Source organism: Streptomyces coerulescens (assembly GCF_042657965.1).
In the GTDB taxonomy this organism is placed as follows: Bacteria; Actinomycetota; Actinomycetes; order Streptomycetales; family Streptomycetaceae; genus Streptomyces; species Streptomyces coerulescens.
Window position 1 is genome coordinate 162,613 of the sequence record NZ_JBHSKM010000002.1, and the last position, 22,772, is coordinate 185,384.

The 22,772-nt window shown below is 71.3% G+C and carries 22 protein-coding genes; 6 read left to right on the plus strand and 16 right to left on the minus strand.

Annotated features, from left to right (window positions below; all coding sequences use genetic code 11):
- Positions 1 to 3 precede the first annotated feature (3 nt).
- The 8 genes from ACFPQ9_RS02240 to ACFPQ9_RS02275 all read right to left on the minus strand — a co-directional run bounded on the left by ACFPQ9_RS02240 (position 4) and on the right by ACFPQ9_RS02275 (position 7,847).
- On the minus strand, positions 4 to 1,452 hold the full coding sequence (locus tag ACFPQ9_RS02240) for an APC family permease (protein WP_380845595.1): 1,449 nt from the start codon (positions 1,450 to 1,452) through the stop codon (positions 4 to 6).
- Between the two features lie 161 nt (positions 1,453 to 1,613).
- A complete protein-coding gene (locus ACFPQ9_RS02245; RefSeq protein WP_380845598.1) occupies positions 1,614 to 2,258 on the minus strand; it encodes a TetR/AcrR family transcriptional regulator in 645 nt (214 codons plus the stop codon).
- 44 nt (positions 2,259 to 2,302) lie between these two features.
- On the minus strand, positions 2,303 to 3,148 hold the full coding sequence (locus ACFPQ9_RS02250; protein ID WP_380845601.1) for a fumarylacetoacetate hydrolase family protein: 846 nt from the start codon (positions 3,146 to 3,148) through the stop codon (positions 2,303 to 2,305).
- A gap of 11 nt (positions 3,149 to 3,159) precedes the next feature.
- On the minus strand, positions 3,160 to 4,068 hold the full coding sequence (locus ACFPQ9_RS02255) for a 3,4-dihydroxyphenylacetate 2,3-dioxygenase (protein WP_380845604.1): 909 nt from the start codon (positions 4,066 to 4,068) through the stop codon (positions 3,160 to 3,162).
- Positions 4,061 to 5,524 carry an aldehyde dehydrogenase gene (locus ACFPQ9_RS02260; protein WP_380845607.1) on the minus strand — a complete coding sequence of 488 codons (1,464 nt, stop codon included), beginning with the start codon at positions 5,522 to 5,524 and terminating at the stop codon, positions 4,061 to 4,063. The genes ACFPQ9_RS02255 and ACFPQ9_RS02260 overlap by 8 nt, the downstream gene beginning before the upstream one ends.
- Positions 5,525 to 5,620: 96 nt before the next feature.
- On the minus strand, positions 5,621 to 6,433 hold the full coding sequence (locus ACFPQ9_RS02265) for an acetoacetate decarboxylase family protein (RefSeq protein ID WP_380845610.1): 813 nt from the start codon (positions 6,431 to 6,433) through the stop codon (positions 5,621 to 5,623).
- Positions 6,434 to 6,444: 11 nt separating this feature from the next.
- Positions 6,445 to 7,653, minus strand: a complete 1,209-nt coding sequence (locus ACFPQ9_RS02270; RefSeq protein ID WP_380845613.1) for an NAD(P)/FAD-dependent oxidoreductase — start codon at positions 7,651 to 7,653, stop codon at positions 6,445 to 6,447.
- A gap of 5 nt (positions 7,654 to 7,658) precedes the next feature.
- Positions 7,659 to 7,847: a ferredoxin gene (locus ACFPQ9_RS02275; RefSeq protein ID WP_190075639.1), complete on the minus strand. Its 189-nt coding sequence runs from the start codon at positions 7,845 to 7,847 to the stop codon at positions 7,659 to 7,661.
- 323 nt (positions 7,848 to 8,170) lie between these two features.
- On the opposite strand from ACFPQ9_RS02275, the gene ACFPQ9_RS02280 reads away from it, so the two are divergent.
- The 3 genes from ACFPQ9_RS02280 (at position 8,171) to ACFPQ9_RS02290 (ending at position 11,645) form a co-directional block, all read left to right on the plus strand.
- Positions 8,171 to 9,517 (plus strand): glutamine synthetase family protein, encoded by a 1,347-nt coding sequence (locus ACFPQ9_RS02280; protein WP_380845617.1) that lies wholly within the window; start codon positions 8,171 to 8,173, stop codon positions 9,515 to 9,517.
- 35 nt (positions 9,518 to 9,552) lie between these two features.
- Positions 9,553 to 10,827: a cytochrome P450 gene (locus ACFPQ9_RS02285; RefSeq protein ID WP_380845620.1), complete on the plus strand. Its 1,275-nt coding sequence runs from the start codon at positions 9,553 to 9,555 to the stop codon at positions 10,825 to 10,827.
- 77 nt (positions 10,828 to 10,904) lie between these two features.
- The gene (locus ACFPQ9_RS02290; RefSeq protein ID WP_380845623.1) at positions 10,905 to 11,645 is read left to right on the plus strand and encodes a class I SAM-dependent DNA methyltransferase; all 741 of its coding nucleotides are present in this window, start codon (positions 10,905 to 10,907) and stop codon (positions 11,643 to 11,645) included.
- A gap of 11 nt (positions 11,646 to 11,656) precedes the next feature.
- On the opposite strand, the gene ACFPQ9_RS02295 is transcribed toward ACFPQ9_RS02290, so the two are convergent.
- From ACFPQ9_RS02295 to ACFPQ9_RS02330, 8 genes are all read right to left on the minus strand, one after another.
- Positions 11,657 to 12,115, minus strand: a complete 459-nt coding sequence (locus ACFPQ9_RS02295) for an RrF2 family transcriptional regulator (protein WP_380845626.1) — start codon at positions 12,113 to 12,115, stop codon at positions 11,657 to 11,659.
- A gap of 53 nt (positions 12,116 to 12,168) precedes the next feature.
- Positions 12,169 to 13,428 carry an acyl-CoA dehydrogenase family protein gene (locus tag ACFPQ9_RS02300; protein WP_380845629.1) on the minus strand — a complete coding sequence of 420 codons (1,260 nt, stop codon included), beginning with the start codon at positions 13,426 to 13,428 and terminating at the stop codon, positions 12,169 to 12,171.
- Between the two features lie 163 nt (positions 13,429 to 13,591).
- Positions 13,592 to 14,149 (minus strand): NADPH-dependent FMN reductase, encoded by a 558-nt coding sequence (ssuE, locus tag ACFPQ9_RS02305; protein WP_380845632.1) that lies wholly within the window; start codon positions 14,147 to 14,149, stop codon positions 13,592 to 13,594.
- Between the two features lie 92 nt (positions 14,150 to 14,241).
- Complete coding sequence (locus ACFPQ9_RS02310) at positions 14,242 to 15,531, minus strand: sulfite oxidase (RefSeq protein ID WP_380845635.1); 1,290 nt, start codon at positions 15,529 to 15,531, stop codon at positions 14,242 to 14,244.
- A gap of 88 nt (positions 15,532 to 15,619) precedes the next feature.
- Positions 15,620 to 16,384, minus strand: coding sequence for an amino acid ABC transporter ATP-binding protein (locus ACFPQ9_RS02315; protein ID WP_380845638.1), 765 nt, complete (start codon positions 16,382 to 16,384; stop codon positions 15,620 to 15,622).
- Positions 16,381 to 17,373, minus strand: coding sequence for an ABC transporter substrate-binding protein (locus ACFPQ9_RS02320; protein WP_380845641.1), 993 nt, complete (start codon positions 17,371 to 17,373; stop codon positions 16,381 to 16,383). The genes ACFPQ9_RS02315 and ACFPQ9_RS02320 overlap by 4 nt, the downstream gene beginning before the upstream one ends.
- Positions 17,370 to 17,885 carry a GNAT family N-acetyltransferase gene (locus ACFPQ9_RS02325; protein ID WP_380845644.1) on the minus strand — a complete coding sequence of 172 codons (516 nt, stop codon included), beginning with the start codon at positions 17,883 to 17,885 and terminating at the stop codon, positions 17,370 to 17,372. Before ACFPQ9_RS02325 ends, ACFPQ9_RS02320 begins: the two co-directional genes overlap by 4 nt.
- Positions 17,882 to 19,018, minus strand: a complete 1,137-nt coding sequence (locus ACFPQ9_RS02330) for an LLM class flavin-dependent oxidoreductase (RefSeq protein WP_380845647.1) — start codon at positions 19,016 to 19,018, stop codon at positions 17,882 to 17,884. The genes ACFPQ9_RS02325 and ACFPQ9_RS02330 overlap by 4 nt, the downstream gene beginning before the upstream one ends.
- Before the next feature lie 599 nt (positions 19,019 to 19,617).
- Between ACFPQ9_RS02330 and ACFPQ9_RS02335 the strand changes: the two genes are divergently transcribed.
- From ACFPQ9_RS02335 to ACFPQ9_RS02345, 3 genes are all read left to right on the plus strand, one after another.
- Positions 19,618 to 20,625, plus strand: a complete 1,008-nt coding sequence (locus ACFPQ9_RS02335; protein WP_380848346.1) for an amino acid ABC transporter permease — start codon at positions 19,618 to 19,620, stop codon at positions 20,623 to 20,625.
- On the plus strand, positions 20,622 to 22,583 hold the full coding sequence (locus ACFPQ9_RS02340; protein WP_380845650.1) for an FAD/NAD(P)-binding protein: 1,962 nt from the start codon (positions 20,622 to 20,624) through the stop codon (positions 22,581 to 22,583). The genes ACFPQ9_RS02335 and ACFPQ9_RS02340 overlap by 4 nt, the downstream gene beginning before the upstream one ends.
- An 86-nt stretch (positions 22,584 to 22,669) precedes the next feature.
- Positions 22,670 to 22,771 carry a putative leader peptide gene (locus ACFPQ9_RS02345; RefSeq protein WP_380845653.1) on the plus strand — a complete coding sequence of 34 codons (102 nt, stop codon included), beginning with the start codon at positions 22,670 to 22,672 and terminating at the stop codon, positions 22,769 to 22,771.
- Position 22,772 lies beyond the last annotated feature (1 nt).

The following is a 22,772-nucleotide window of genomic DNA, read 5'->3' on the forward strand; positions in this document are numbered from 1 at the left end:
GATCTACGGGTGGGCCGAGCGCCGGGCGCGGCCGGTGACGACGCCCAGCACCAGGACGGCCGGGACCGCGGCCTGCAGCCACAGGGCGGTGGTCCGGTCGCCGCCGATGAGGGTCGTGAAGTTCTCGACGATCAGCCAGATGGCCCCGGCGATTCCCACGGCCCCCAGCAGCGGGGCGACCAGCGTGTTCCACGGCCGGGTGTCGAGGCGCTCGCGCCGGAAGAAGGCGACGACCGAGACCGAGGTCAGGAAGTACAGGAGCATGATCGCCAGTACGGCGATGCCGCTGCCCCACGAGAACAGGGTGAGCACCGGGTCCTTGCCGGCCAGCGCGAACGGGATCACCAGCAGGACGGCGATCGACGTCTGCACGAAGCCCGCGACGCCGGGTGAGTGCCGGCGGTTGACCGCCGAGATCCCGCGCGGCAGAAGCCCCTCACGGCTGAGCGAGAACAGATAGCGGTTGGCCGAGTTGTGGAAGGCCAGGATGCCGGCGAAGAGCGAGGTGGCCAGCAGGATCGGCAGCACGTCGTTGACCCAGGTGCCGAACTGCGCGGCGATCGGCGCGAAGACGAACGCCGTCGAGTCACCGCCCTCCAGCGCCTGACCGGCGGCGCCGGCCGCCTTCGAGGCACCGTAGGACGAGATCAGCATCCAGGAGGCGAAGGCGAAGAAGCCGGTGACGAGGGCGACGGCCGTGTATGTCGCCCGGGGCACCGTCCTACGGGGCTCGCGGGCCTCCTCGCCGTAGATCGCGGTGGCCTCGAAGCCGATCATCGACGCCACGGCGAACATCAGCGCCACGCCCGGCGCGCCGTCCAGGGCCGCGCCCGGCGAGAAGGTGTCGGCGAAGCCGAGGCCCTCGGGCCCGCCGCCCTTGGCGAAGGTGACGACGGCGAAGGCGCTGAGGATGCTGAACTCGGCCAGCACGAACACGGCCAGCACCTTCGCACCCATCTCGATGCCCAGGGTGCCGAGGACCTGCACGATCGCCATCGTGACCAGGGCGCACACCCACCAGGGCACGTCGATGCCGGCGTAGTGCGCCAGCAGCCCGTTCACGGTGGCGCCGTACAGGCCGTACATGGCGGCCTGGATCGCGCAGTACGCGAAGAGAGCGATGCCCGCGCTGCCGTGGCCGAGGTCCCGGCCGAGCCCTTTGCCGATGTAGCGGTAGAAGGCCCCGGCGTCCACCACGTGCCGGCCCATGGCGACGAAGCCGACCGAGAACAGCAGGGTGATCAGACCGGCCGCGAGATAGGCGGCCGGGGCCCCGGCGCCGTTTCCGATGGCCACGGCGATGGGGACGGCGCCCGCGACGCCGGTCAGCGGCGCCTGGGCGGAGAGGACGAAGAAGAGGATGCCCAGCACGCCGAGGGAGTTGGGCTTGAGCTTGCCTGCGGTGGAGGCGTCGGGCGCGGTCTGGTTCGGGACCGCCGTCTGACTGTCCACTCGGATCACCTGCCAGGGGAAAGGGGATTTCGTTTCAGGCCAAACGAGTTGCCTTATGGTGGGCTGGAACTATCCGTTTGGCAAGGGGTGTCGCCGAGAATGGGTGCGTGAACGTGAAAGGACCCCGGGCCACGGGTGCCCGGGGTCCCTGAAGACGCAGGTCAGCCGTCGTTCTCCGGTGCCTCGGCGCCGTCGGCCGCAAGCAGTCGGAGCAGCCCGCGCAGCTCCTCGATCGCGGCGTCGGTGGTCCCGGGCTCACCGAAGACGAGCTGGTGCAGCACGAGCCCGTCCAGGGCGGCGAAGATCAGCCGGGTCAGCGGGCGCCCGGCGTCCTCGGGGAGCATCCGGGACAGCTCGCGCCGGGTCGCGTCGAAGTAGTCGTCGTACAGGGCACGGATCTGCGGCAGCAGCTCCGGGCGGCGCCGGGCCTCCAGCAGCAGCTCGTACTGGAAGGCCTGGATGTCCGGGTCGGCGATGACCATGTCGGACACGCCCACCGAGAAGTCGGCGACCTTGCCGGTGCCCGGTTCGAGCGCGCTGACGTTGAGCGAGCTGCGGATCGCGTGGGCGAGGGCCTCCTCGATCAGCGCGTCGCGCGAGCCGAAGTGGTGGACGACCAGGCCGTGCGTGGTGCCGGCCTCCTGGGCGACCGCCCGGTAGGTGAGCTTGCGCAGCCCGCCGCGCGCCACGACCCGCACCGCGGCGTTGAGCAGGGCCTCACGGCCCTCGCCGTAGTTCATGCGCTTGCGCGGCTTGCCGCCCTCGGGCCCCTTGCCGTCCTCGGCTCCCTCGTCGGATGCGGTCATGCTCGCGACCTTACCCGCCGGGTCCGGCACCACCGTACGCACGGTCAACGCCTGGGCGGCCTGATGCCGCGGAACTCCCAGTCCCCGCCGAGCGCGGTGGAGAGCACCTCCTCGGACTCGGTCGGCTGGGCGCCCACGTCGGTGCGGACCGGGGTCGGGCCGGTGACGATGTGGTTGGTGAGCCGGCCGAGGCCCTCGACCTCGACCTCGACGACGTCGCCCGGCCGGACGGGACGGGAGTTGGCGGGTGTGCCGGACAGGAGCACGTCCCCCGGGTGGAGGGTGATCGTGCGGGCGATGTCGGCGACGAGGTAGTGCATGTCCCACTTCATCTCGTCGGTCGAACCGTCCTGCACGACCTCGCCGTTGACGTACGTCCGCAGCCGCTTGCCGTGGAAGTCCCAGTCCGTGACCAGGCCCGGTCCGAGCGGGCAGAGCGTGTCCGAGCCCTTCACCCGCAGCATCGACCCGGCGTCGGTGTCACGGAAGTCGTGCAGCCCGTAGTCGTTGGCCACGGTGTATCCGGCGATGTACTCCCCCGCCTCCTCCGGGGAGATGTTCCGCGCGGTCCGCCCGATCACGATGGCGACCTCGCCCTCGTAGTTGAGCCACTTGCAGCCCTCGGGACGGACGATCGCGCCCCGGTGGGAGTTGAGGGAGGACGTCGGCTTGTGGAAGTAGGTCGGGGTCTCCGGCAGCTCGATCCCGAACTCGTCCACTCGGCTGCGGTGGTTGAGATGAACGGCGATCACCTTGGACGGGACGACCGGCGGAAGGTGCTGTGCGTCCTCGATCTTGACGCGGCGGCCGTCCCCGGCGACGAGTTCGTCCCCGTCGACGGTGACCTGGACGGCGGCGCCGTCGAGCAGGATACGGCGGTATTCGGGCATGGCGGGCCTTCCTAGGGGAGTCGGTGCGGGGTGGTGCCGGTCCAGCCGTCGGCCGGGCGGTCGAACCACAAATGGACCTGACCGGTGCCGATGGAGTTCTCGTACTCCCCGTACTGGCGGGCCCTGGCGACACAGGACTGCTCACCGAGGGCACCGGCCATCATCAGGTAGTGGAAGAACTTCGCCTCGGGCTTGTACGTCCAGAACTCGTCCATGGTGTCGAGGACCTTGTCGTGACGGCCCTCCTTGAACCAGGCGATCCGCTCGTGGTCGGCCGCCCGGGCCTCGGGAGTGAAGATGTGCGCGGTGTCGCTGGACTCGTGGTCGCGCAGCTCACGCAGCGGCCAGAAGGTGTGCGACAGGGCACCGGAGGCGATGAGCAGCACCCGCCGCCCCGGCGTGGCGGCGATACCGTCGGCGAGGGCACGCCCGAGCCGCAGATGGTCCTCCATGTCCCCGGTCTGGCACACCCCGATGGTGACCCACCGCTTGTCCGGCAGCCCCTCCCCCAGGAACTTCCAGAGGTTGATCGTGGCGTAGTAGATCGGCAGGTACTCGTCCTCGATCGCGGTGATCCAGGTGCCGTGCTTGTCCGCGAACCGCTCGATGTTCCGGGCGAGTTCGGGATCGCCCGGGAAGTCGTACGGCATCCGGCACATGCCGCGCGGCAGCTCCTCGGACGTGAACAGGCCCGCCCGGCGCTGCTGCGCGGTGACGACGAACTCGACCGTCGTCGCCCAGTGGGAGTCGAGAACGACGACGGTGTCGTAGTCGTCCCGCTCGAAGACCTCCTCGCGGAGCTGCTGGAGCCCGGTGACGAGCGTGATCTCCTTGCCCTCGTTGAGCTCCAGCCGGTCGGCCTCCGGCAGCACGATGGTGGGGACGTGGGCGAGCAGCCCGGCCCCGACGATCTCACCCATGGCTCTGGCTCCATCCCTTCGGGGCGGTCACGGTGTTCTTCAGGTCGCAGTAGAAGTCGAAGCTCCAGGTGCCGCCCTCGCGTCCGACGCCGGAGTGGCGGGAGCCGCCGAAGGGCGCCTGGAGGTCGCGGACGAAGAAGCAGTTGACCCAGACCGTGCCCGCGACGAGCTGCTCGGTGACGCGCCCGGCGCGCCCCTTGTCCCCGGTGGCGACGGTGGCGGCCAGCCCGAAGCGGGTGTCGTTGGCGAGACGTACGGCCTCCTCTTCGGTGGTGAAGGTCTGGAGGGTCAGGACGGGGCCGAAGACCTCTTCCTGGACGATCTCGCTGTCCTGAGCGACGTCGGTGAGCAGGGTCGGCGCGTAGTACTGCCCGTCCTTGCGATGTCCGCCGATGACGGCGCGGGCCCCGGCCTCGACGGCCCGCCGCACGAACCCGTCGATCTTCTCCAGCTGGCGGGGGTGGATGTTGGGCCCGATGTCGGTGGTCTCGTCGCGCGGGTCGCCCTGCGTCAGCTGCCCGGCCTTCGCCACGAACCGGCGGGTGAACTCCTCGGCGACCGTCTCCTCGACCAGCAGCCGCGTCCCCGCCAGACACACCTGGCCGGCGTTGTCGTACTGCTCCACGGCCAGGTCGACGGCAAGGTCGAGGTCGGCGTCGGCGAACACCAACAGCGGTGACTTGCCGCCGAGTTCGAGGCTGAGCGGGGTGAGGTTCGCGGCGGCGGACGCGGCGATCCGCTTGGCGGTGGGGACCGAGCCGGTGAAGCTGATCCGGCGCACGTCCGGGTGGGAGGTCAGGGCGTCGCCGATCTCGGCGCCGTAGCCCTGGACGACGTTGAGGACGCCTGCGGGAAGGCCCGCTTCGGCGGCGATGTCGGCGAGGAGGGAGGCGGTGAGCGGGGACCACTCGGCGGGCTTGAGCACGACGGTGTCGCCGGCCGCGAGCGCCGGGGCGACCTTCCAGGTGGCCAGCATGAGCGGGGCGTTCCACGGGGTGATCAGCACACAGGGCCCGGCGGGGTCCCACGAGACGTGGTTGGTGTGCCCGCGCGTCTCGAAGTCCTCGTGGTCGAGGGTGAGCAACCAGTCGGCGAAGAAGCGGAAGTTGTGCGCGACACGGGGCATCACGCCGCGGCGGTGCGAGCGCAGCAGGGCGCCGTTGTCGGTGGTCTCGACGACGGCGAGATCTTCGATCCGCTTCTCGACCCCGTCGGCGATGGCGTGCAGGATCCGGGCGCGCTCGGCACGGGGGGTGCCGGCCCAACCGGGGAACGCCTCGCGGGCGGCGGCGATGGCGGCATCGGCTTCGGCGGGGCCACCGCGGGCGATCTCACCGAGGGCACTGCCGTCGATGGGGGAACTGTCGGTAAAGGTGGCGCCGGAGGCGACACGCTTGCCGCCGATCCAGTGCCGGGTGTCGACGGAGACGCCGGCGACAGTGATTTTCTCAGGCATGAGAAGGGCTCCATTCAGACGAAGGGGATTCGACCCGCTCAGGGGCGTGGGGAACTGCGCGACAAGCCACGACGAACCCGCGGCCACGCACGAACCTCACCCGGCAGACGCTCCGGACGTACCGGCCTCCAGCAGCCGCCCTCCATCCCAAACCACCCCGACCTGCCGGTAATACGCGGCGATCGGCTCACGAACCTCCAGCCGAGCAAGCTCCTCGGTAGGCGCTTCAAGAATCTCCAACTCAGCGTCACCGACCCACGGTTGGCCTCCTTCGAAGGACGCCGCCCCCGACTCGATCAACTCATCAAGAGCCAGCCCCTTCCCGTTCTCGATCGAGGGAAGCCACCGATGATGAGCCATCGGATGCGCGTTCACGAACCCGTTCGACTCGGCCGGCTCCCGCAGAGTCACCACGGCCTGCGCCAGCCGGCGGTCCGCGGCGGCCAGCGTCGCCCCGAACCGGGCCCCCGCCTCGATCCGCGGAGCGGGCCCGTACGGATGCGGCCTCGTCTGGTGGATGGACCCGAGCTTCTTCGGATACCCCTGGTGCAGCCCGCGCGCGATGGCGAAGTCCTTGTCGACCCAGATGTGGACGCACCGCGAGTAGGTCGTCCCCCGGTACTTGCACCGGACGACCGCGAAGGCCTCCTTGTACTGGGACAGCACGGGGTCGAGCAGCTCCGCCCCCGATTCCGAGCACGACTGCCAGTCGGCCCAGATCAGGGCGACGGCCCCGGGATCCTCGTCGGCCAACTCCAGCGGCTCGGGCAGCAGTTCCCGCACCCGAGCCGGATCCGTGCGGTACTCGACGGTCAGCAGATCACCGGAGTAGCGCCACGGCGGCGACGGGATCAGCGAGGAGGCGCCGGTGGCCGTCTTGGGGTGGAAGTAACCACGAACTGAGGACATGACGGGGTTCCTTACGCGGTGAGGGCGGGCTGTTGCAGCAGCTGGGCGCGGTAGCGGGCGGCACCCATGGCGGCGCTGTGGCCGCCGAGCGCGACGACGCCGACCAGCCGGTCGTCGGCGTGGTAGCCCACCAGGACGTCGCCTTCGGGGTCGCCGTCCAGGACGCGCACGTCGCCGAGGCCGAGGACGGGCGCGCCGAAGGACTGGAGGCGGAAGTCGTGCTGGTCGCTCCAGAAGGTGGGCAGGGGGGCGAAGGGAGCCAGGTCGGCCCGGCCGCCCGCGAGATGAGCGGCCAGCGTTCGTGCCGCGTGCTTGGCGGTGTCGGCCGGGATGGACCAGTGCTCGACGCGCCGGGAGGCGCCGTCGTAGCGGGCGTTGGGGAAGCGGGCCACGTCGCCGACGGCGACGACCTCCGGCCGGCCGCCGACCCGCAGCTGCTCGTCGGTGAGGACACCGTCGGTGAGGTCGAGTCCGTTGCCGTCCAGCCATTCGGTGTTGGCGAGCGAGCCCACCGACTCGACGACCACGTCCGCGGGCAGGACCCTGCCGTCGGAGAGGACGACGCCCGTGACACGTTCCTCGCCCGCGAACCCGGCGACCCCGGTGCCGAGGGCGAAGCTCACCCCGCGCTCCTCGTGCCGCTTCAGCAGAGCCCGCGCGAGCAACTCGCCGAGCGGCCCGACCATGGGCAGGGGCAGCGGATCGACGACGGTCACGTCACGCACACCCAGCCCTACGGCGGTGGCGGCGACTTCGCAGCCGATGAACCCGGCGCCGACCACGACCACGCGGGCATCGGGGCGATTCAACGCCTCCCGCAGTCCTTGGGCGTCGCCGAGGGTGCGGACGGTGTGGCGGCCGGCGAGCGGGCCGGGGCAGCGCAGGCGGCGGGGGCGCATACCGGTGGCGACGACCAGTCCGTCGTACGGGATCTCGGAGCCGTCGTCGAGTGCGACGGTGCGCTCGGCCAGGCGGGCGGCGGTGACCCGGGTGCCCAGGCGCCAGTCCACGTCGGCGGCGGCCGCCTTCGGAGTGAAGGCCAGCGACTCGAAGGGCGCCTTGCCCGCGAGGACCTCCTTGGACAGCGGAGGCCGGTTGTAGGGCATGTGTGGCTCGTCGCCCACCACCGTGATCGCGCCGGTCCAGCCGGCCGCGCGCAGCTGCTCGGCCGCGCGCAGGCCGCCCATGGAGGCGCCGGCGACGACTACGCGTCCGGTCATGGAGCTCAGCCCTCGATCCGGATGGCCTGGAGCGGGCAGACGTCGGCGGCTTCCTCGACCTCGTCGCGCAGCGCGTCGTCGGGGTCGGAGACGTACACCAGGCGTCCGTCGTCGTCCATGGAGAAGACGTCGGGGGCCGCGAAGACGCACTGGCCGTGGTCCTGGCACTTGTTCATGTCGACTACGACCTTCATGGCCGGTCCTCCTGGAGGTGAGGGCGTCGGAGCGGAGTGAAGGGGATGCGGGCCCGGCCGGCTGTGCGGCCGGGCCCTTGCCAAAGGGGTGCGAGAGCCGCACCCCTGACTCGTTTGGCTTCAAACAACATAGGAAGCCGCTCCCCCCTGGTCAATACCTGTCCAGGTGGATAAATTTTTGAGGCCACCCCCTTGCGGGACGACGAACCCTGTCCATACCGTTCGGGTTCAAACGACGACCCGGGGTCGCCTCTCCCCCTCCCGCACCCTCCGTTCAGGTCGTCCGCAACGCCACCCTTCCCCATCCGCCCGAGGAGACATCGGTGAGCGCTCACGACAAACCAGACATCCGCCGGCACATGGAGCGGCTCACCGCCGAAGGTGTGGACGTGGTCCGGGTGACGTATCCCGACCTCATCGGCACCGACCGCGCCCGTGATGTGCTGGTGGACCATCTGCCGGCGGCCTGCGAGCACGGTCTGGCGTTCTGCCGGGCCGTCTACCACACCACCCCGCAGGGCGACGTGGTCCCGGTCGCGGGCGGTCTGGACGCCGGCCTGCCGGACGTGACCGTGCGCCCCGACCTGTCCACCCTGATCGCGCTCCCCTGGGAGCCGGGCGTCGCCACCTGTCTCGGCGAGGTCACCGACCCGGCGACCGGCGCCCCCGCCCCGGAGTCACCGCGCGACCTGCTGCGCACGGTCCTGTCCCGCTGCGCCGAGCAGGGCCTGCGTCCGATCGTCGGCCCGGAACTGGAGTACTTCCTGCTGGAGCAGACCGCCGCCGGCTGGCGACGGCACCCCGAGACGACCGGCGCCGTCTACACGGCGGGCCTGCGCGCCGACCCCTCGAACCATCTGCTGCGCACCCTGCGGCACCTGCGTGACCTGGGCATCGGTGTGATCACCGGCAACCACGAGTTCGACGGCGGCCAGTACGAGATCAACCTCACCCACTCCGACGCGCTGGACGCGGCCGACCGCTCCTTCCGCTTCAAGGCCGCGGTCAAGGAACTGGCGCGCCGGGACGGCCTGCTGGCCACCTTCATGGCCAAGCCGTTCGGCGACGCCGGCGGCTCGGGCTTCCATCTGCATCTGTCCTGCGAGGACGCCGAGGGCCGCAACGCCTTCGACGACCCCGCGGGCGCGCACGGTCTGTCGGCCGTCGCCCGGCACGCGATCGCCGGCATCGTCGCCCACGCGCCCGCGCTCGCCGCGCTGCTCAACCCGACCGTGAACTCCTACAAGCGGTTCGGCCCGGACACCCTCGCGCCCTGGCTGATCGACTGGGGTCCGGACAACCGAAGCGCGATGGTCCGCATCCCGCCCGAGCGGGGCGCCGGAGCCCGCCTGGAACTGCGCCTCGGCGACGCGAGCGCCAATCCCTATCTGGCCGTCGCCGCCACCCTCGCCGCCGCCCTCCTCGGCATCCGGGCCGGCGAGGAGCCGCCGCCCCCGCTGGAGGGCTACGGCTACGACACCGCGCGCTCCGCGATGCTGCCCACCGACCTGTCCGCCGCGCTCGACGCGCTTGAAGCGGACACCGACCTGGCCGACCTGCTCGGCAAGGACTTCACCACCTCCTACCTCACCTACAAGCGCAACGAGGTCGAACGCTTCCAACGGCATGTCACCGACTGGGAGTTCACCGAGTACGCCTACCACCTGTGACCTCAGCAGAACCTTGTGACACCCAGGAGCCATCGATGACTTCCGCTTCCGCCTCCGAGCCCATGCCGCTCGCCGACGTCGACCTCACCGACCTCGACAAATTCACGGACGGTGTGACGCCCTGGCGCATGTTCCACACCCTGCGCCACGAGGACCCGGTGCACTGGCAGCCCGAGGAGGCCCCCAACTCCGGCTTCTGGGCGGTCACCCGGCACGCCGACATCGCCCGCGTCGACCGCGACCCGGAGACCTTCACCTCCACCAGGTTCGTCAACCTGGAGGAGGTCGACGACGACCAGATCAAGAAGCGGGCCTCCATCCTGGAGATGGACGGCGTACGGCACCGCGCGCTGCGCAGCGTCATCCAGCGGCAGTTCGGGGCGAGCGTCATCAACAGCTACGCCGACTTCCTGCGCGGTCTGACCGCGACGACACTGGACGCGGCGCTCGCCAAGGGCACGTTCGACTTCGTCTCCGATGTCTCCGCGGACTTCCCGATCAATGTCCTGGCGCGCCTCCTCGACGTGCCGCCGGAGGACAACCAGCAGCTCATCGACTGGGGCAACCGCATCATCGGCAACACCGACCCCGACTACGCGGACGTGCTGCTGCACAGCGCGGAGAGCGAACAGTACCGCGATCTGCCGTTCCGCTCCCCCGCGTCCGTCGAGGTCTTCGAGTACGGCCGTGAGCTGGCCCGGCAGCGGCGCGGTGGCGACGGTTCGGACCTGGTGTCGAAGCTGGTCAACACGGTCCCGCGGGACGGTGTCCCGCTGTCCGCGCAGGACTTCGACAACTACTTCCTGCTGCTGGTGGTCGCCGGCAACGAGACCACCCGGCACACCATCACCCACTCCATGCTGGCCCTGCTCCAGCACCCCGAGCAGCTGGCACGCCTGCAGGAGAACCCCTCGCTGATCCCGGCGGCGGTCGAGGAATTCCTGCGCTGGGCCTCCCCCGTCTACCACTTCCGGCGCACCGCCACCCGGGACGTCGAGCTCGGCGGCAAACGGGTCAAGGAGGGCGACAAGGTCGTCATGTGGTTCGCCTCCGGCAACCGCGACGAGGAGGTCTTCGGCAACCCCTACGACTTCGACGTCACCCGCGCCGACAACGACCACGTCACCTTCGGCAAGGGCAGCCCGCACCTGTGCCTGGGCAATCTGCTCGCCCGTACCGAGATCCGCATCATGTTCGAGGAGCTGATCCCCCGCCTCGCCGACATCCGGCTGACCGGTGAAGTGCCGCGCGTGCGCTCCAACTTCGTCAACGGCATCAAGAAGCTGCCGGTCAAGGTCACGCTCGCGTAAGAGCATGAGTGCCCGCCGCGCCGGGGCGTCCGGAAATTCGGGTGCCCCGGCGCGGCGGCCGGCAGTACCGTCCCGGCGTGAGCGATGACGACGGCTACTTCGGAGAGAACATCGCGGCCGGTTACGACGATTCAGCGGCGGACATGTTCCGCGCGGACGTGGTGGACCCGGCGGTGGACCTGCTGGCGGAACTCGCCGGGGACGGCCCGGCGCTCGAACTCGGCGTCGGCACCGGCCGGATCGCACTGCCGCTGGCCGGCCGCGGGGTCCCGGTGCACGGCATCGACATGTCCCGCGCGATGGTGGAGCGGCTGCACGCCAAGCCCGGCGGGGACACCGTCGGCGTGACGATCGGGGACTTCGCGACGACCCGCGTCGCGGGCGAGTTCACGCTCGCCTACCTCGTGTTCAACACGATCGGCAATCTGACCACCCAGGACGCCCAGGTCGACTGCTTCCGCAACGCCGCCGCCCATCTGCGGCCGGGCGGCTGCTTCGTCGTCGAGGTGGGCGTACCCGATCTGCGCCTGCTGCCGCCCGGGCAGAGCGCCGTACCGTTCCACATCAGCGACACCCGCTGGGCGTTCGACACCTACGACGTCGCCACGCAGGCGATGAGCTCGAACTACGTGACGATCGTGGGCGGCCGTGCCGAGCACTGGTCCATCCCGTTCCGCTATGTGTGGCCTGCCGAACTGGACCTGATGGCCCGGCTGGCCGGCCTGCGGCTGCGCGAGCGGTGGGGCGACTGGACGCGCGAGCCGTTCACCGCCGAGAGCGGCAAGCATGTGTCGGTGTGGGAGAAGCCGGCCGGCTGAGCCTCACGCGGTCAGGGGTTCGTCCATGCCTCGGGTTCGTCCGCGAGACTCAGCACGTCGTCCGGGAGCTTCGCCGCGGCCACCTGCGCCAGGGTGACCTCGCCGAGGATCTTGCGGACGTTGGCGCGTACGGCGATCCACAGCGGCAGCAGGGACTCCGCGGGGCCGATGTAGGAAAGGTCGGGCGGGCGGACGCCGCGCACCGAGACCAGGGGGCCGTCGGCAACGCGGATCACCTCGGCGATGGCGATCGAGTCCGCCGGCCGGGCCAGCCGGTAGCCGCCCTTGCCGCCGCGCTGGCTGACCACGAGCCCGCCCCGGCGCAGATCGCCGAGGATGCCTTCCAGGAACTTGTGCGGGATGCCCTGCGCCTCGGCGATGGCTTCGGCCTTCAGTGAGGTGTCGTCTCCTGCCGCGGCCAGCTCCAACGCCGCTCGCACCGCATAGTCCGCTCTGGCCGAAATCCGCATGCTGAGATTATCCCTCACCCGCCGCGCCGGCCCTCACCGGGCAGCCGCCTCGGTCAGGAGGGGAGGCTGAACGGCGGATGCGCGCCGTTCAGGAAGTAGTCCCCGACCTCGCGGAGCCTGTGGGCGACCGGCTCGCGCAGGGTGTGGGTGCGCGTGTCGCGCCAGAAGCGGTCCAGGCCGTGCCGGGTGAGCGCGGCGGGCGCGCCGACGGCCTCCAGGGCACGGCTGGTGATCTCCTGCGCGGCGCGGGAGGCGGCGGCCTCGGCGGCGCTCGCGAGGACGGCGATCTCCGCGCACTCCTCGTCGTCGAGGTCCTCGCCCCGCTCCAGGCCGCGGGTGAGGGCGTCCACCGCCTGGTCGGCGAGGGCGGACGCGGCACGGGCGGCGACGGCGAGTTCGCCGTAGGCGGTGAGCACGTACGGATCCTGCGGCGGGCTCCCCGGCCAGGGCTGGGGTGCGAGCGGATGCCAGGGCGACTGCACGGCCCGTCCGTGCTCGCGGACTTCACCGAGCAGTCCCTCCGCGACGCCGAGACAGAACTGGGCGGAGACCAGGCGTGCGGTGGGCGCGGCGAGGCCGGCGAAGGGGGACAGGACTCCGTCGTCGGAGGAGAGGGAGCCCAGTACGTCGGGGCGCGCGACCGGCACCGAGTCGAAGGCGACGGCGCCCGCGGCGGCCAGTCGCTGTCCGAAGGTGTCGCCTCCCCCGCCGCTCACCAGGCCGGGGTGGGCGGGGTCGACGAGGACGGCGAGCGGTTCGCCGGTGCCGGGCACGGCGGCGCGGACCAGCAGCCGGTCGGCGACGCCCACGCCGGAGCCGTACCGCTGGTGGCCGTCCAGCAGGTAGCCGCTCGCCGTGGGGGTCAGCATGAGCGGCGGTTCCTGCGAGGCGATGCCCCCGCCCCAGTACCACCGGCCCGCCGCGGACGCCCGCTCGACACGGGCGGCGCGGTCGGGCGCGGCGAAGAAGCGGGCACTGTGGGACAGGAAGTAGTGGCTGCCCAGGAGGTGGCCGACAGCGCCGTCGGCCGCGGCGACGGTCCGTACGACCGCGTAGGCGGCACGCCAGTCCGCGCCCGCTCCGCCGTGCGCGACCGGCACCAGCAGCGTCAGCAGACCCGCCTCGCGCAGCCGCGCCACCTCGTCGAGCGGGGGCTTGCCGGCCTCCTCGCGCGAAGCGGCGTCCGTGGCGAGGTCGTCCGCGAGTTCGCGGGCGATGTGCAGCCAGTCGGCCGGCCCGTCCGCCGACGGGACGAGGGCGTCCCGCCCGGGGTCGCCGAACGGAGCGGCCGGGGCCGGAGGGGCGATCGTCATGCCGTCATCCTCACTCGCTCCTTCGACGGGGGTCAACACTTCCCTAGTAATTCGATAGGAAAACTAGGGAAGACTGTCCGCTCTGGCCGATTCGCACTCCTGTCTGGCGAGTTCGAGTCGGCGTCCGGCCTCGTCGGATGCGGGTCGGGCACGGCCGCGGTGCTCATCCGGTGGCCGCCAGGAGGGTCGGACGGCCGCCGAGCGCGAGCGAGAACTGGTCGGTGACCTGGGCCAGGGCCTCGGCGGGGCCCGGCGCGACGGCCAGGCTGCCGTCGTCGCCGACGCTGATGTCCTTGTCGAGAGTGAACCAGCCCGGGGTGATGTGGGCCGGTCCCATGGAGTTCAGGACCGGGCGCAGGGCGTAGTCGATGGCAAGGACGTGGGCGGTGGTGCCGCCGGTGGCCAGCGGGAGCACGGTCTTGCCCGCCAGCGCGTACTGCGGGAGCAGGTCGAGCAGCGACTTCAACAGGCCGGAGTAGGCGGCCTTGTAGACGGGCGTGCCGATCACGATGCCGTCGGCGCGCTCGAACAGGGCGGTGGCCTCGATGATCGCCGGGTGCCGGAAGTCGGCGTGCAGCAGGGCGTCGGCCGGGAGCGTGCGGACGTCGAGCGGGATCACGTCGTGCCCCTGCGCGGTGAGCCGGTCGTCCAGGTGGCGCAGCAGCCGGGCGGTGCGGGAGGTGGCGGACGGACTGCCGGAGACGGAGAGGATGGTGGCCATGGGAGGGACCTTTCAGAAGTGGCGGGCGAACTGCGGCAGTTCGCCGGTGAGGACGTGGCGGCCCATCTCGTGGGCTTCGTGAGGTGGCCCGGTCAGGTCACGGTTACCGGATGCCGGACCACCGCGTCGAACAGATAGCCCTGCGTGTTGGGTACGGCGACGTCCGGCTGGCGGCGACCGGCCGTGTCGGTGGCGCGGGCCAGCAGGTGCGTGACGCCGGGTGTGTCGGGCTTGAAGGTGACCGACCAGCGGGTCCAGGTGTCGGCGGCGGGCCGGTCGTGCAGCCGGGCCCGGCGCCAGCTCGTCCCGCCGTCGGTGCTGACGTCGACCCGCGCGATCGCTCCCGCACCCGACCAGGACCGGCCGTGCACCACCTGGCCCTCCCCCGCGGTGAAGGTGGCCCCGTCGGCCAGCTCGAAGGCGCTCTTGAGCGTCTGCCGGGTCAGGGGCGCGCTGCCCTCCTGCGGGTGGCCGGGCCCGAACAGCCGGTAGAAGGTGGTGTTCCAGGGCGAGAACAGCGGCTGCGCGGACACCTCGATGTCGCCCACCCACTTGATCGACGAGATCCCCACCCACGAGGGCACCAGCACCCGCACCGGATACCCGTGGTCGGGCGGCAGCGGCTCGCCGTTCATCTCGTACGCGAGGACGACGTCGTGCAGCGCCTTGGCGAGTGGCAACGGCCGGCGCACCCTGCCGAGGCTCTCGCCGCCGCTGACATACTCGGCGTCCAGGCCGCGCGGCTGCACGTCCACGGCGTACGGGGACAGCCCCGCCCTGCGCAGCACGTCCGCCAGACCGACCCCGCGCCAGCGGGCGACACCGACCGCGCCCAGGGTCCAGGCGGTGCCGGTGACCGTGTCGCCCTGCTGGGTCGTGTAGTAACTACGGCCGTTTCCTGCGCACTCGACGAACGCGGTCCGGGTGACGGCGGGCAGGGCTCGCAGATCGTCGTACCCGAACTCGACCGGCCTGTCCTCGCCGGGCGCGCCCCGCAGCCCGCTGCCCCACAGCCGCAGCCGCCAGTCGTGGGCGTCCAGGACGGGGGTGGCGGTGTGATTGCGCACGAAGAACAGTTCGTTGGGCGTGTGGTGGCCGGTTCCGCGCAGAGCCTCCCAGCGGGTCTCGGCGTTGGTGCCGCGCTGGACGAACCACTCGGGCGGCAGCGGTTTGACGATCGGGGTGCCGGCCGCGCGGGCCGGACCCGGTGCGGGGAGCACGGCCGCGGCGGCCGTGGCGGCGAGCAGGGTGAGCAGCCGACGGCGGCTGACCCCGTCGGCCCTGGCTTCCCCGGCCAGCCACTGGCGCAGCCTGCGGCGGTCGTGGGCGGCCTCGTCGATACGGGCCGGGGGACGGAAGGGCGGCACAGCGGGTGCGGACATGGCGGGGTCCTCGTGATCGGTGTGGAGGCTGGGCAGGGCGGAGCGGGATCGGCGGCCACGCGGCGGAGGTCCACGGCGCGGCCCCTCATCAGAGAACCTTGGACAGGAAGTCGCGGGTGCGCTCCTTGCGCGGGTTGTCCAGAACGACCGCGGGCGGCCCCTGTTCCACCACGATCCCGCCGTCCATGAACACCAGGGAGTCGGCGACCTCGCGGGCGAAGCCGATCTCATGGGTGACGACGATCATGGTGGTGCCTGTGCCGGCCAAGTCCCTGATGACGTCGAGGACTTCACCGACCAGCTCGGGGTCCAGCGCCGAGGTGGGTTCGTCGAAGAGCAGCACCTTCGGTTCGGGGGCGAGGGCACGGGCGATGGCCACACGCTGCTGCTGACCGCCGGACAGCCGGCGCGGGTCGGTGTCCGCCTTGTCGGCGAGGCCGACCCTGCCGAGGAGCCTGCGGGCCGTCTCCTCCGCCTGCTTCCGGGGGCGGCGCAGCACGGAGACGGGCGCCTCGACGAGGTTGTCCAGCACGGTCAGATGGGGGAAGAGGTGGAAGTTCTGGAAGACGAACCCGATGTTCGTGCGCTGCTTGGCGACCTCCTTCTCCTTCAGCTCGTGCAGCTTGTCCCCCGAGCGGCGGTAGCCGATGAGTTCGCCGTCGACGCTGATCCAGCCGCGGTCGACCTTCTCCAGGTGGTTGATGGTGCGCAGCAGCGTGGACTTGCCCGAGCCGGACGGGCCGAGGATCACCGTCACCTCGCCCGCACGCACCTGCAGGTCGACGCCGCGCAGCACTTGAAGCGGGCCGAAGCTCTTGTGGACACCGTGGACGTCGACCATGACGGCACTCATGTGTGCTCGGGCGGGTTGATCCGCGAGGCGTCGATCGCGGAGGCCGACGTGCCCCACTTCTTGAGGATCCGGGCGTAGGCGCCGTCCTTGATCAGCTCGTCCACGGCCGCCTGGAACGCCTTGGTGAGCGGGGAGCCCTTCTTGAAGGCGAAGCCGACATCGAGGCGATGGAACTCGCCGAGGAACGCGGTCTGCGAAGCGGGCTGGGCAGCCTGGTGACGCAGGCCGTTGATGGTCGACATGATCACGTCGATGCGGCCCTGCTGGAGCGCGGTGAGCGTGGCCGCGTTCTCCGAGTAGACCTTCACGTCGTACGGCTTCTTGCCGGCCTTCGCGCACACCCCCTTCTGCGCGGTGAGGGTCGCTTCGAAGGTGGTGCCGGCGCCGGTGCCGATGGTCAGCCCGCACAGCTGGGTGAGGTCGGTGACCTTCGTCTTCAGCTCGGTGCTGCCCTTCTTCACCGCGAAGCCCTGGCCGTCGTTGATGTAGGTGACGAAGTCGATGGTCTTCAAGCGTTCGGCGGTGACGCCGAAGTTGCCGGTGCCGAAGTCGTACTTGCCGCTGCCGAGGGCGGGCAGGATCGTCTCGAAGGAGGCGTCCTGGCGCTCCAGCTTCACGCCGAGGACCTTCGCCACGGCGTCGGCGAGGTCGATGTCCTGTCCGGCCGGCGCCTTGTCCGTGCCTCCCCCACTCTCGGCTTCGCTCGAGCGGGGGGACCCCCATGGGTAGTACGCCCCGGGTGGGAACCCGATCGAACTGCCGACCTTCAGCCTGCCCGCCTCGCGCACGTCGGCGGGCAGCAGCGCCGCGGCGGAGTCCACCTTGCGTACGGCGGCGACCGGGTCGTCGGTCGGCACGGGGGAGGCCGGGGCGCCGACCTCCGCCGCGCCGTCGGTGGCGCCGGAACCGCAGGCGGTCAGCGCGAGCAGGGGCAGCAGCGCGAGAGCGGTGGCGCCGCGCAGGCGGCTGCCGATGGTGCGGATGTTCACAGGGTGGAGGCCTTTCCCGTGTGGTCCGGTTCGGCGAGGTGCTTCTCGAAGGGCAGCGGCCCGATGGTCTCCGGGTCGGCCTCGGTGTCGAACAGGGCGGCGTAGCCGGCGGCCAGGTAGAGGGCGCGGGCCTCGGGCCGGCGGGGGCCGGTGGTCAGGTAGACGCGCCGGTAGCCACGGGCGCCGGCCTCGCGCTCCAGCTCGGTGACCACACGCCGGGCGAGGCCGCGCCGGCGGTGCGCGGAGTGGGTCCAGATCCGCTTCAGTTCGGCGGTGGTGTCGTCGTACCGGCGGAAGGCGCCGCCGGCGACCGGCTCCCCGTCCTCGATGAGCAGGAGCAGGATGCCGCCGTACGGCGCGGTGAACTCCTCGTCGGGATAGCGGGCGAGTTCGGCGTGGGCGTCCTTGCCGTAGCGTCTGGAGTACTCGTCGCCGAGTTCGCGGAGCAACGGCTCGACTCTGGCGTCGGAGACGGGTACCTCGATCACCGTCAACTCCGGTGCGGAGGTCATCCGTTCACCGCAGCCAGGGTCTCCGACCCGCGTGCGGCCCGCCGGGCGTCGCGCTTGGCGACCTCCTCGCGGACGATCGGGATCACATGGCGGCCGAAGTCGATGGCGTCGCCCAGGAGGTCGTAGCCGCGTGCGGAGAGGATGTCGACGCCGAGGTCGTAGTAGTCGAGGAGGGCCTGCGCCACCGTCTCGGGGGTGCCGACCAGGGCGTTGGAGTTGCCCGCGCCGCCGGTCGCGGCGGCCGTCGGGGTCCACAGGGCGCGGTCGTAGCGCTCGCCGGCCTCGGCGATGGCGAGCAGCCGCTGCGAGCCCGTGTTCTGGGGCCGGGGGCTGCCGTTGTGGTGCTTGGTGATCGCCTCCCCCCTCTCCTTGCGGGCCTTGATCGCGCCGACCGTGCTGCGGGCCTTCTCCCAGGCCAGTTCCTCGGTGGGGGCGATGATCGGGCGGAAGGCGACCTGGATACGGGGGACGTCGGTGCGGCCCGCGGCCTTCGCGGCGGCCTTCACCTGCTCGATCTGCTCGGCGGTCTTCGCGAGCGGCTCGCCCCACAGGCAGTAGATGTCGGCCTCGGCGCCTCCGGCGGTGTACGCGGCGGGCGACGAGCCGCCGAACGAGACGCCGGGGCGGGGCTGTTGCACGGGAAAGACATCGCTGACGAAGTCGTGGAAGCAGTAGTGCTCGCCCTCGTGGTCGAAGGGCTCGTGGGTGGTCCAGATCTTCTTGACGACGCGGATGTATTCGAGGGTGCGGGCGTAGCGCTCGTCCTTGGTGAGGGTGTCGCCCTCGCGGCCCTGCTCGTGGTCGTTGCCGCCCGTGATGAAGTGCACGGTCAGCCTGCCGTCGCTGATCCGGTCCAGGGTGGCGAAGGTCTTGGCCGCGAAGGTCGGGTAGGAGACGTTGGGTCGGTGCGCGAGCAGGATCTGGAGGCGGTCCAGTCGGCTCGCGATGTACGCGGCGGCCGGTGCGGGGTCCGGCGAGCCGGAGCCGTAGGCGAACAGCACCCGGTCCCAGCCGTGGTCCTCGTGCGCCCGGGCCAGCCGGAGCGTGTAGTCCTTGTCAAAGGCGGCGCCGGAGCGCGGTGTGGTTTCGGAGCCGTCGTTGGTGGCGGCGATGCCGAGGAACTCCACGGGCATGGAGGTGACCTTTCGGGCAGTGCGGTGCGCGCCCGGGCATGACTCGACTGCCGTGCGCACAGGCTGAAGTGATGGGGCATCAGGCGAGGCGAGGGGCCCGATGGCTTCGGTGCGGGAGTGACGACGCCGGGCGTCGGTGAAGACGGAAGGCAGTGCTGCGGCAGCGCGCGCGAAGAGAGAGCTCGGCCCGCGACGGGGTCACCGAGGGAGGGAAGGGCCGGTCAGACGGCCCGCTGCCGAGTCAGGCGCAACACGCCGCGGACCACACCCGACCGAAGTCGATGTGACCGCGCGAGACCAAGCGCTGCTGGGCATTCATGCGATTAATTGAGCAGTACATCGTGCTTCCCGTCAAGCAGGGCCCGGATGCCGGACCGCCCCGGCCGGCGCCGCTCACCGGTTGTTGACACATCCGCGCAGTGGGCACATACGATCGATGACGGACAGGCCCTGCCCCACGGGGCGGCCCCTCCGGCCGCGTTGAGGGACGCGGCTACGTGACGACGCCCAACCCCGACCGCACCGTACCCGCGCCGCGCGCCCACGAGTGCCTTCGGGTGGTCACCCACGTCTGCCACCCCTCCCCGGAGAGCCTCCCCATGGTCACGCCGTCCGATGTCACCTCCACCCCTGCCCCGAAATCCGTGCGGCCACCGGGCGCGACCGACGAGGAGCCGCCGCGGATCGTGCCGCGCCGGCACCCCGGCCGTTGGCTGGCCGCCGCCGTCGCGCTGCTCGTCCTCGCGATGGTGCTCAGTTCCGTGGTCCGCAACGACGCCTTCCAGTGGGACGTGGTGGGCCGGTACTTCACCACGTCCGCCGTGCTCGACGGACTGCTGCTCTCCCTGTGGCTGACCGCCGTGGTGATGGTGCTCGGCTTTGTGCTCGGCATCCTGCTCGCGGTCATGCGGCTGTCCGTCAACCCCGTGCTACGCACGCTGAGTTGGGGATACGTGTGGATCTTCCGGTCCACCCCGCTGCTGGTGCAGCTGCTGTTCTGGTTCAACATCGGCGCGCTGTATCCGACGCTCGGCCTCGGCATCCCGTTCGGCCCGCAGTTCCTCACCGTGAAGACGGTCAACCTGCTCGGTCCGACCCTCACCGCGGTCATCGGCCTGACCCTCCACGAGACCGCCTACGCCGCCGAGGTCGTACGCGGCGGCATCCTCTCCGTGGACTCCGGTCAGACCGAGGCCGCCCAGGCGCTCGGGCTGAGCAGACGCCGCACCCTGCGCCGGATCGTCGTGCCGCAGGCGATGCGCTCGATCGTGCCGACGGCCGGGAACATGCTGATCGGCACCCTGAAGGGCACCAGCATCGTCAGCGTGCTGGCCGTGCACGACCTGCTGTACTCAGTGCAGTTGATCTACAACCAGACCTACCAGATCATCCCGCTGCTGATGGTCGCCACCCTGTGGTACATCGCGGTCACCACGGTGCTCGGCGCGGGCCAGTTCTACGTCGAGCGGTACTACGCCCGCGGGGACTCCCGCACCCTGCCGCCCACCCCGCTCCAGCGGCTGCGCGGCCATCTGACCGCCGTACGCCTCCGGCTGCGCGCCGCGACGGCCGCCGACGCCCGCCCGGTGACCGGCGGTGACCGATGAGCGGCAGCCCTGCCAGGGCCGTCCTGGTCGTCGTCGGCGCGGGTCCGCGCGCCACGGGCCTCCTGGAGCGCATCGCGGCCAATGCTCCCGAACTGTGGGACGGCGCAAGAGAGTTGCGCATCCACCTGGTCGACCCGCATCCGCCGGGACCGGGACGCGTCTGGCGCCGCGAGCAGTCAGCGCTGCTGCGGATGAACTCCATGGCCGAGGACGTCACCATGTTCACCGACGAGTCGTCCACCATCGAAGGTCCGATACGGTCCGGACCCTCGCTCGCCGAATGGGCGGCCCCGTTCTCCGGCCGGGGGCCGCTGCACACCCCGACCGCCGAGCCCGCCGACCCGGAGGTGCTCGCCGAGCTGCGTGTGCTCAGCGGTGCCGACTTCCCCACCCGCCGGGCACAGAGCGCCTATCTGGACTGGGTGTTCCGCAGGGCGCTGGACCAGCTGCCGCCCACCGTCACGGTCGAGTGGCACCCCACCACGGCGACCTCCGTCACCGGGCCCCCGGACGGCCCGCAGCAGGTGCACCTGGCCGGCCGTGCCACCCCGCTCAGCGCCGATCTGGTGGTCCTGGCGCAGGGGCACCTCGGCTCCACACCGGCCGCCGAGCACCGTGCGCACGCCGGCTTCGCCCGCCGCCACGACCGGTTCCATCTCCCGCCGGAGTTCTCCGCCGACTCCGACCTGTCCGCCCTGCGGCCCGGCGAGGACGTCATCCTGCGCGGCTTCGGGCTCGCCTTCATCGATCTGATGTCCCTGTCGGCCGAGGGCCGCGGCGGCACCTTCCGCACCGAGGCCGACGGCTCCCTCGCCTACCTCCCGTCCGGCCGTGAGCCCGTGCTGCACGTCGGATCGCGGCGCGGGGTGCCGTACCACTCCAAGACGCGCTACCGGCTCCGGGGACCGCGGCCGCCGTTGCCGCGCCACTTCGGGCCGGCCCAGGTCGACGCGCTGCTCGCCGAGGAGCGCCCGCTGGACCTGCGGCGCGACGTGTGGCCGCTGATGGCCAAGGAGATCGGCTTCGGCCACTACCACGAGCTCTTCCATGCCCATCCCGAGCGCACGGCCCTGTCCTGGCCGGACTTCGTGGCGGCGTACGACCGTCTGGACTGGTACGCCGAGGAGATGGAGGCCCTGGTCGCGACGGCCGTACCGGATCCGACGGACCGCCTGGACTTCGAGACCCTGGACCACCCCTTGGACGGGCGTTCCTTTCCCACGCCCGAGGCCTTCCAGAAACATCTGCGCGACCACATCCACCAGGACGTGACCCGTCGCGAGGACCCGGGGTTCAGCGCCGACCTCGGGGCGTTCCTCGCACTGCTCTCCGTGTACGGGCAGCTGCCCGGCCTGGTCGCCGCCGGACGGCTGACGGCGCGCTCCGTCGCCGAGGACCTGGACGGGTGGTGGCACGGGTTCTTCAGCTTTCTGGCCTCGGGCCCGCCCGGCTTCCGGCTGCGCCAGCTGCTGGCCCTGTCCCGGGCCGGGGTCGTCCACTTCCTGGGCGCGGGTGTCCGAATCGACACCGACGAGGACACCGGCACCTTCACCGCGACCAGTCCCACCGTCCCCGGTCAGGTCGTCCACGCCACCGCCCTGATCGAGGCGTATCTGCCCACCCCCTCGCTCGAACGCACGGCGGACCCGCTCCTGCGTGACCTGCGCCGGACCGGCGCCCTGACCGAGGAGGTCATCGCCGACCCCACCCACACCCACCGCTCCGGTCTGCTCGCCGTCTCCCCCGCGGACGGCCACGTCATCGACCCGTCCCTGGGCGGCGGCCACCCGCGCCGCATCGCCCTCGGCGCGCCGACCAACAGCCGAGCCGTCGCCGCCTTCGCCCGACCTCGCACCAATACGCCCGCCTTTCAGCAGAATGATGCGATTGCCCGTGCCTTGCTCCAGGCCCTGAGCTCACGCTTCCCAATAAGTGAGATAGCTGCGTCCACTATGTGAACAACCCCTTGGGGTGGACGCAACCTTCTGCCACGATCCCCATCAACCAGGTAGGAAAACTAGGAATCCGTGGGGGTGGGGTGGCCATGAGCACGCGCAACCACGCGGTCCTGTTGCTGCCGCTTCTGACCTCGCGTCGCCACATCGACTTCGCGCGCACGTCCAGCGCCATCTGTCGCCGCGTCTGAG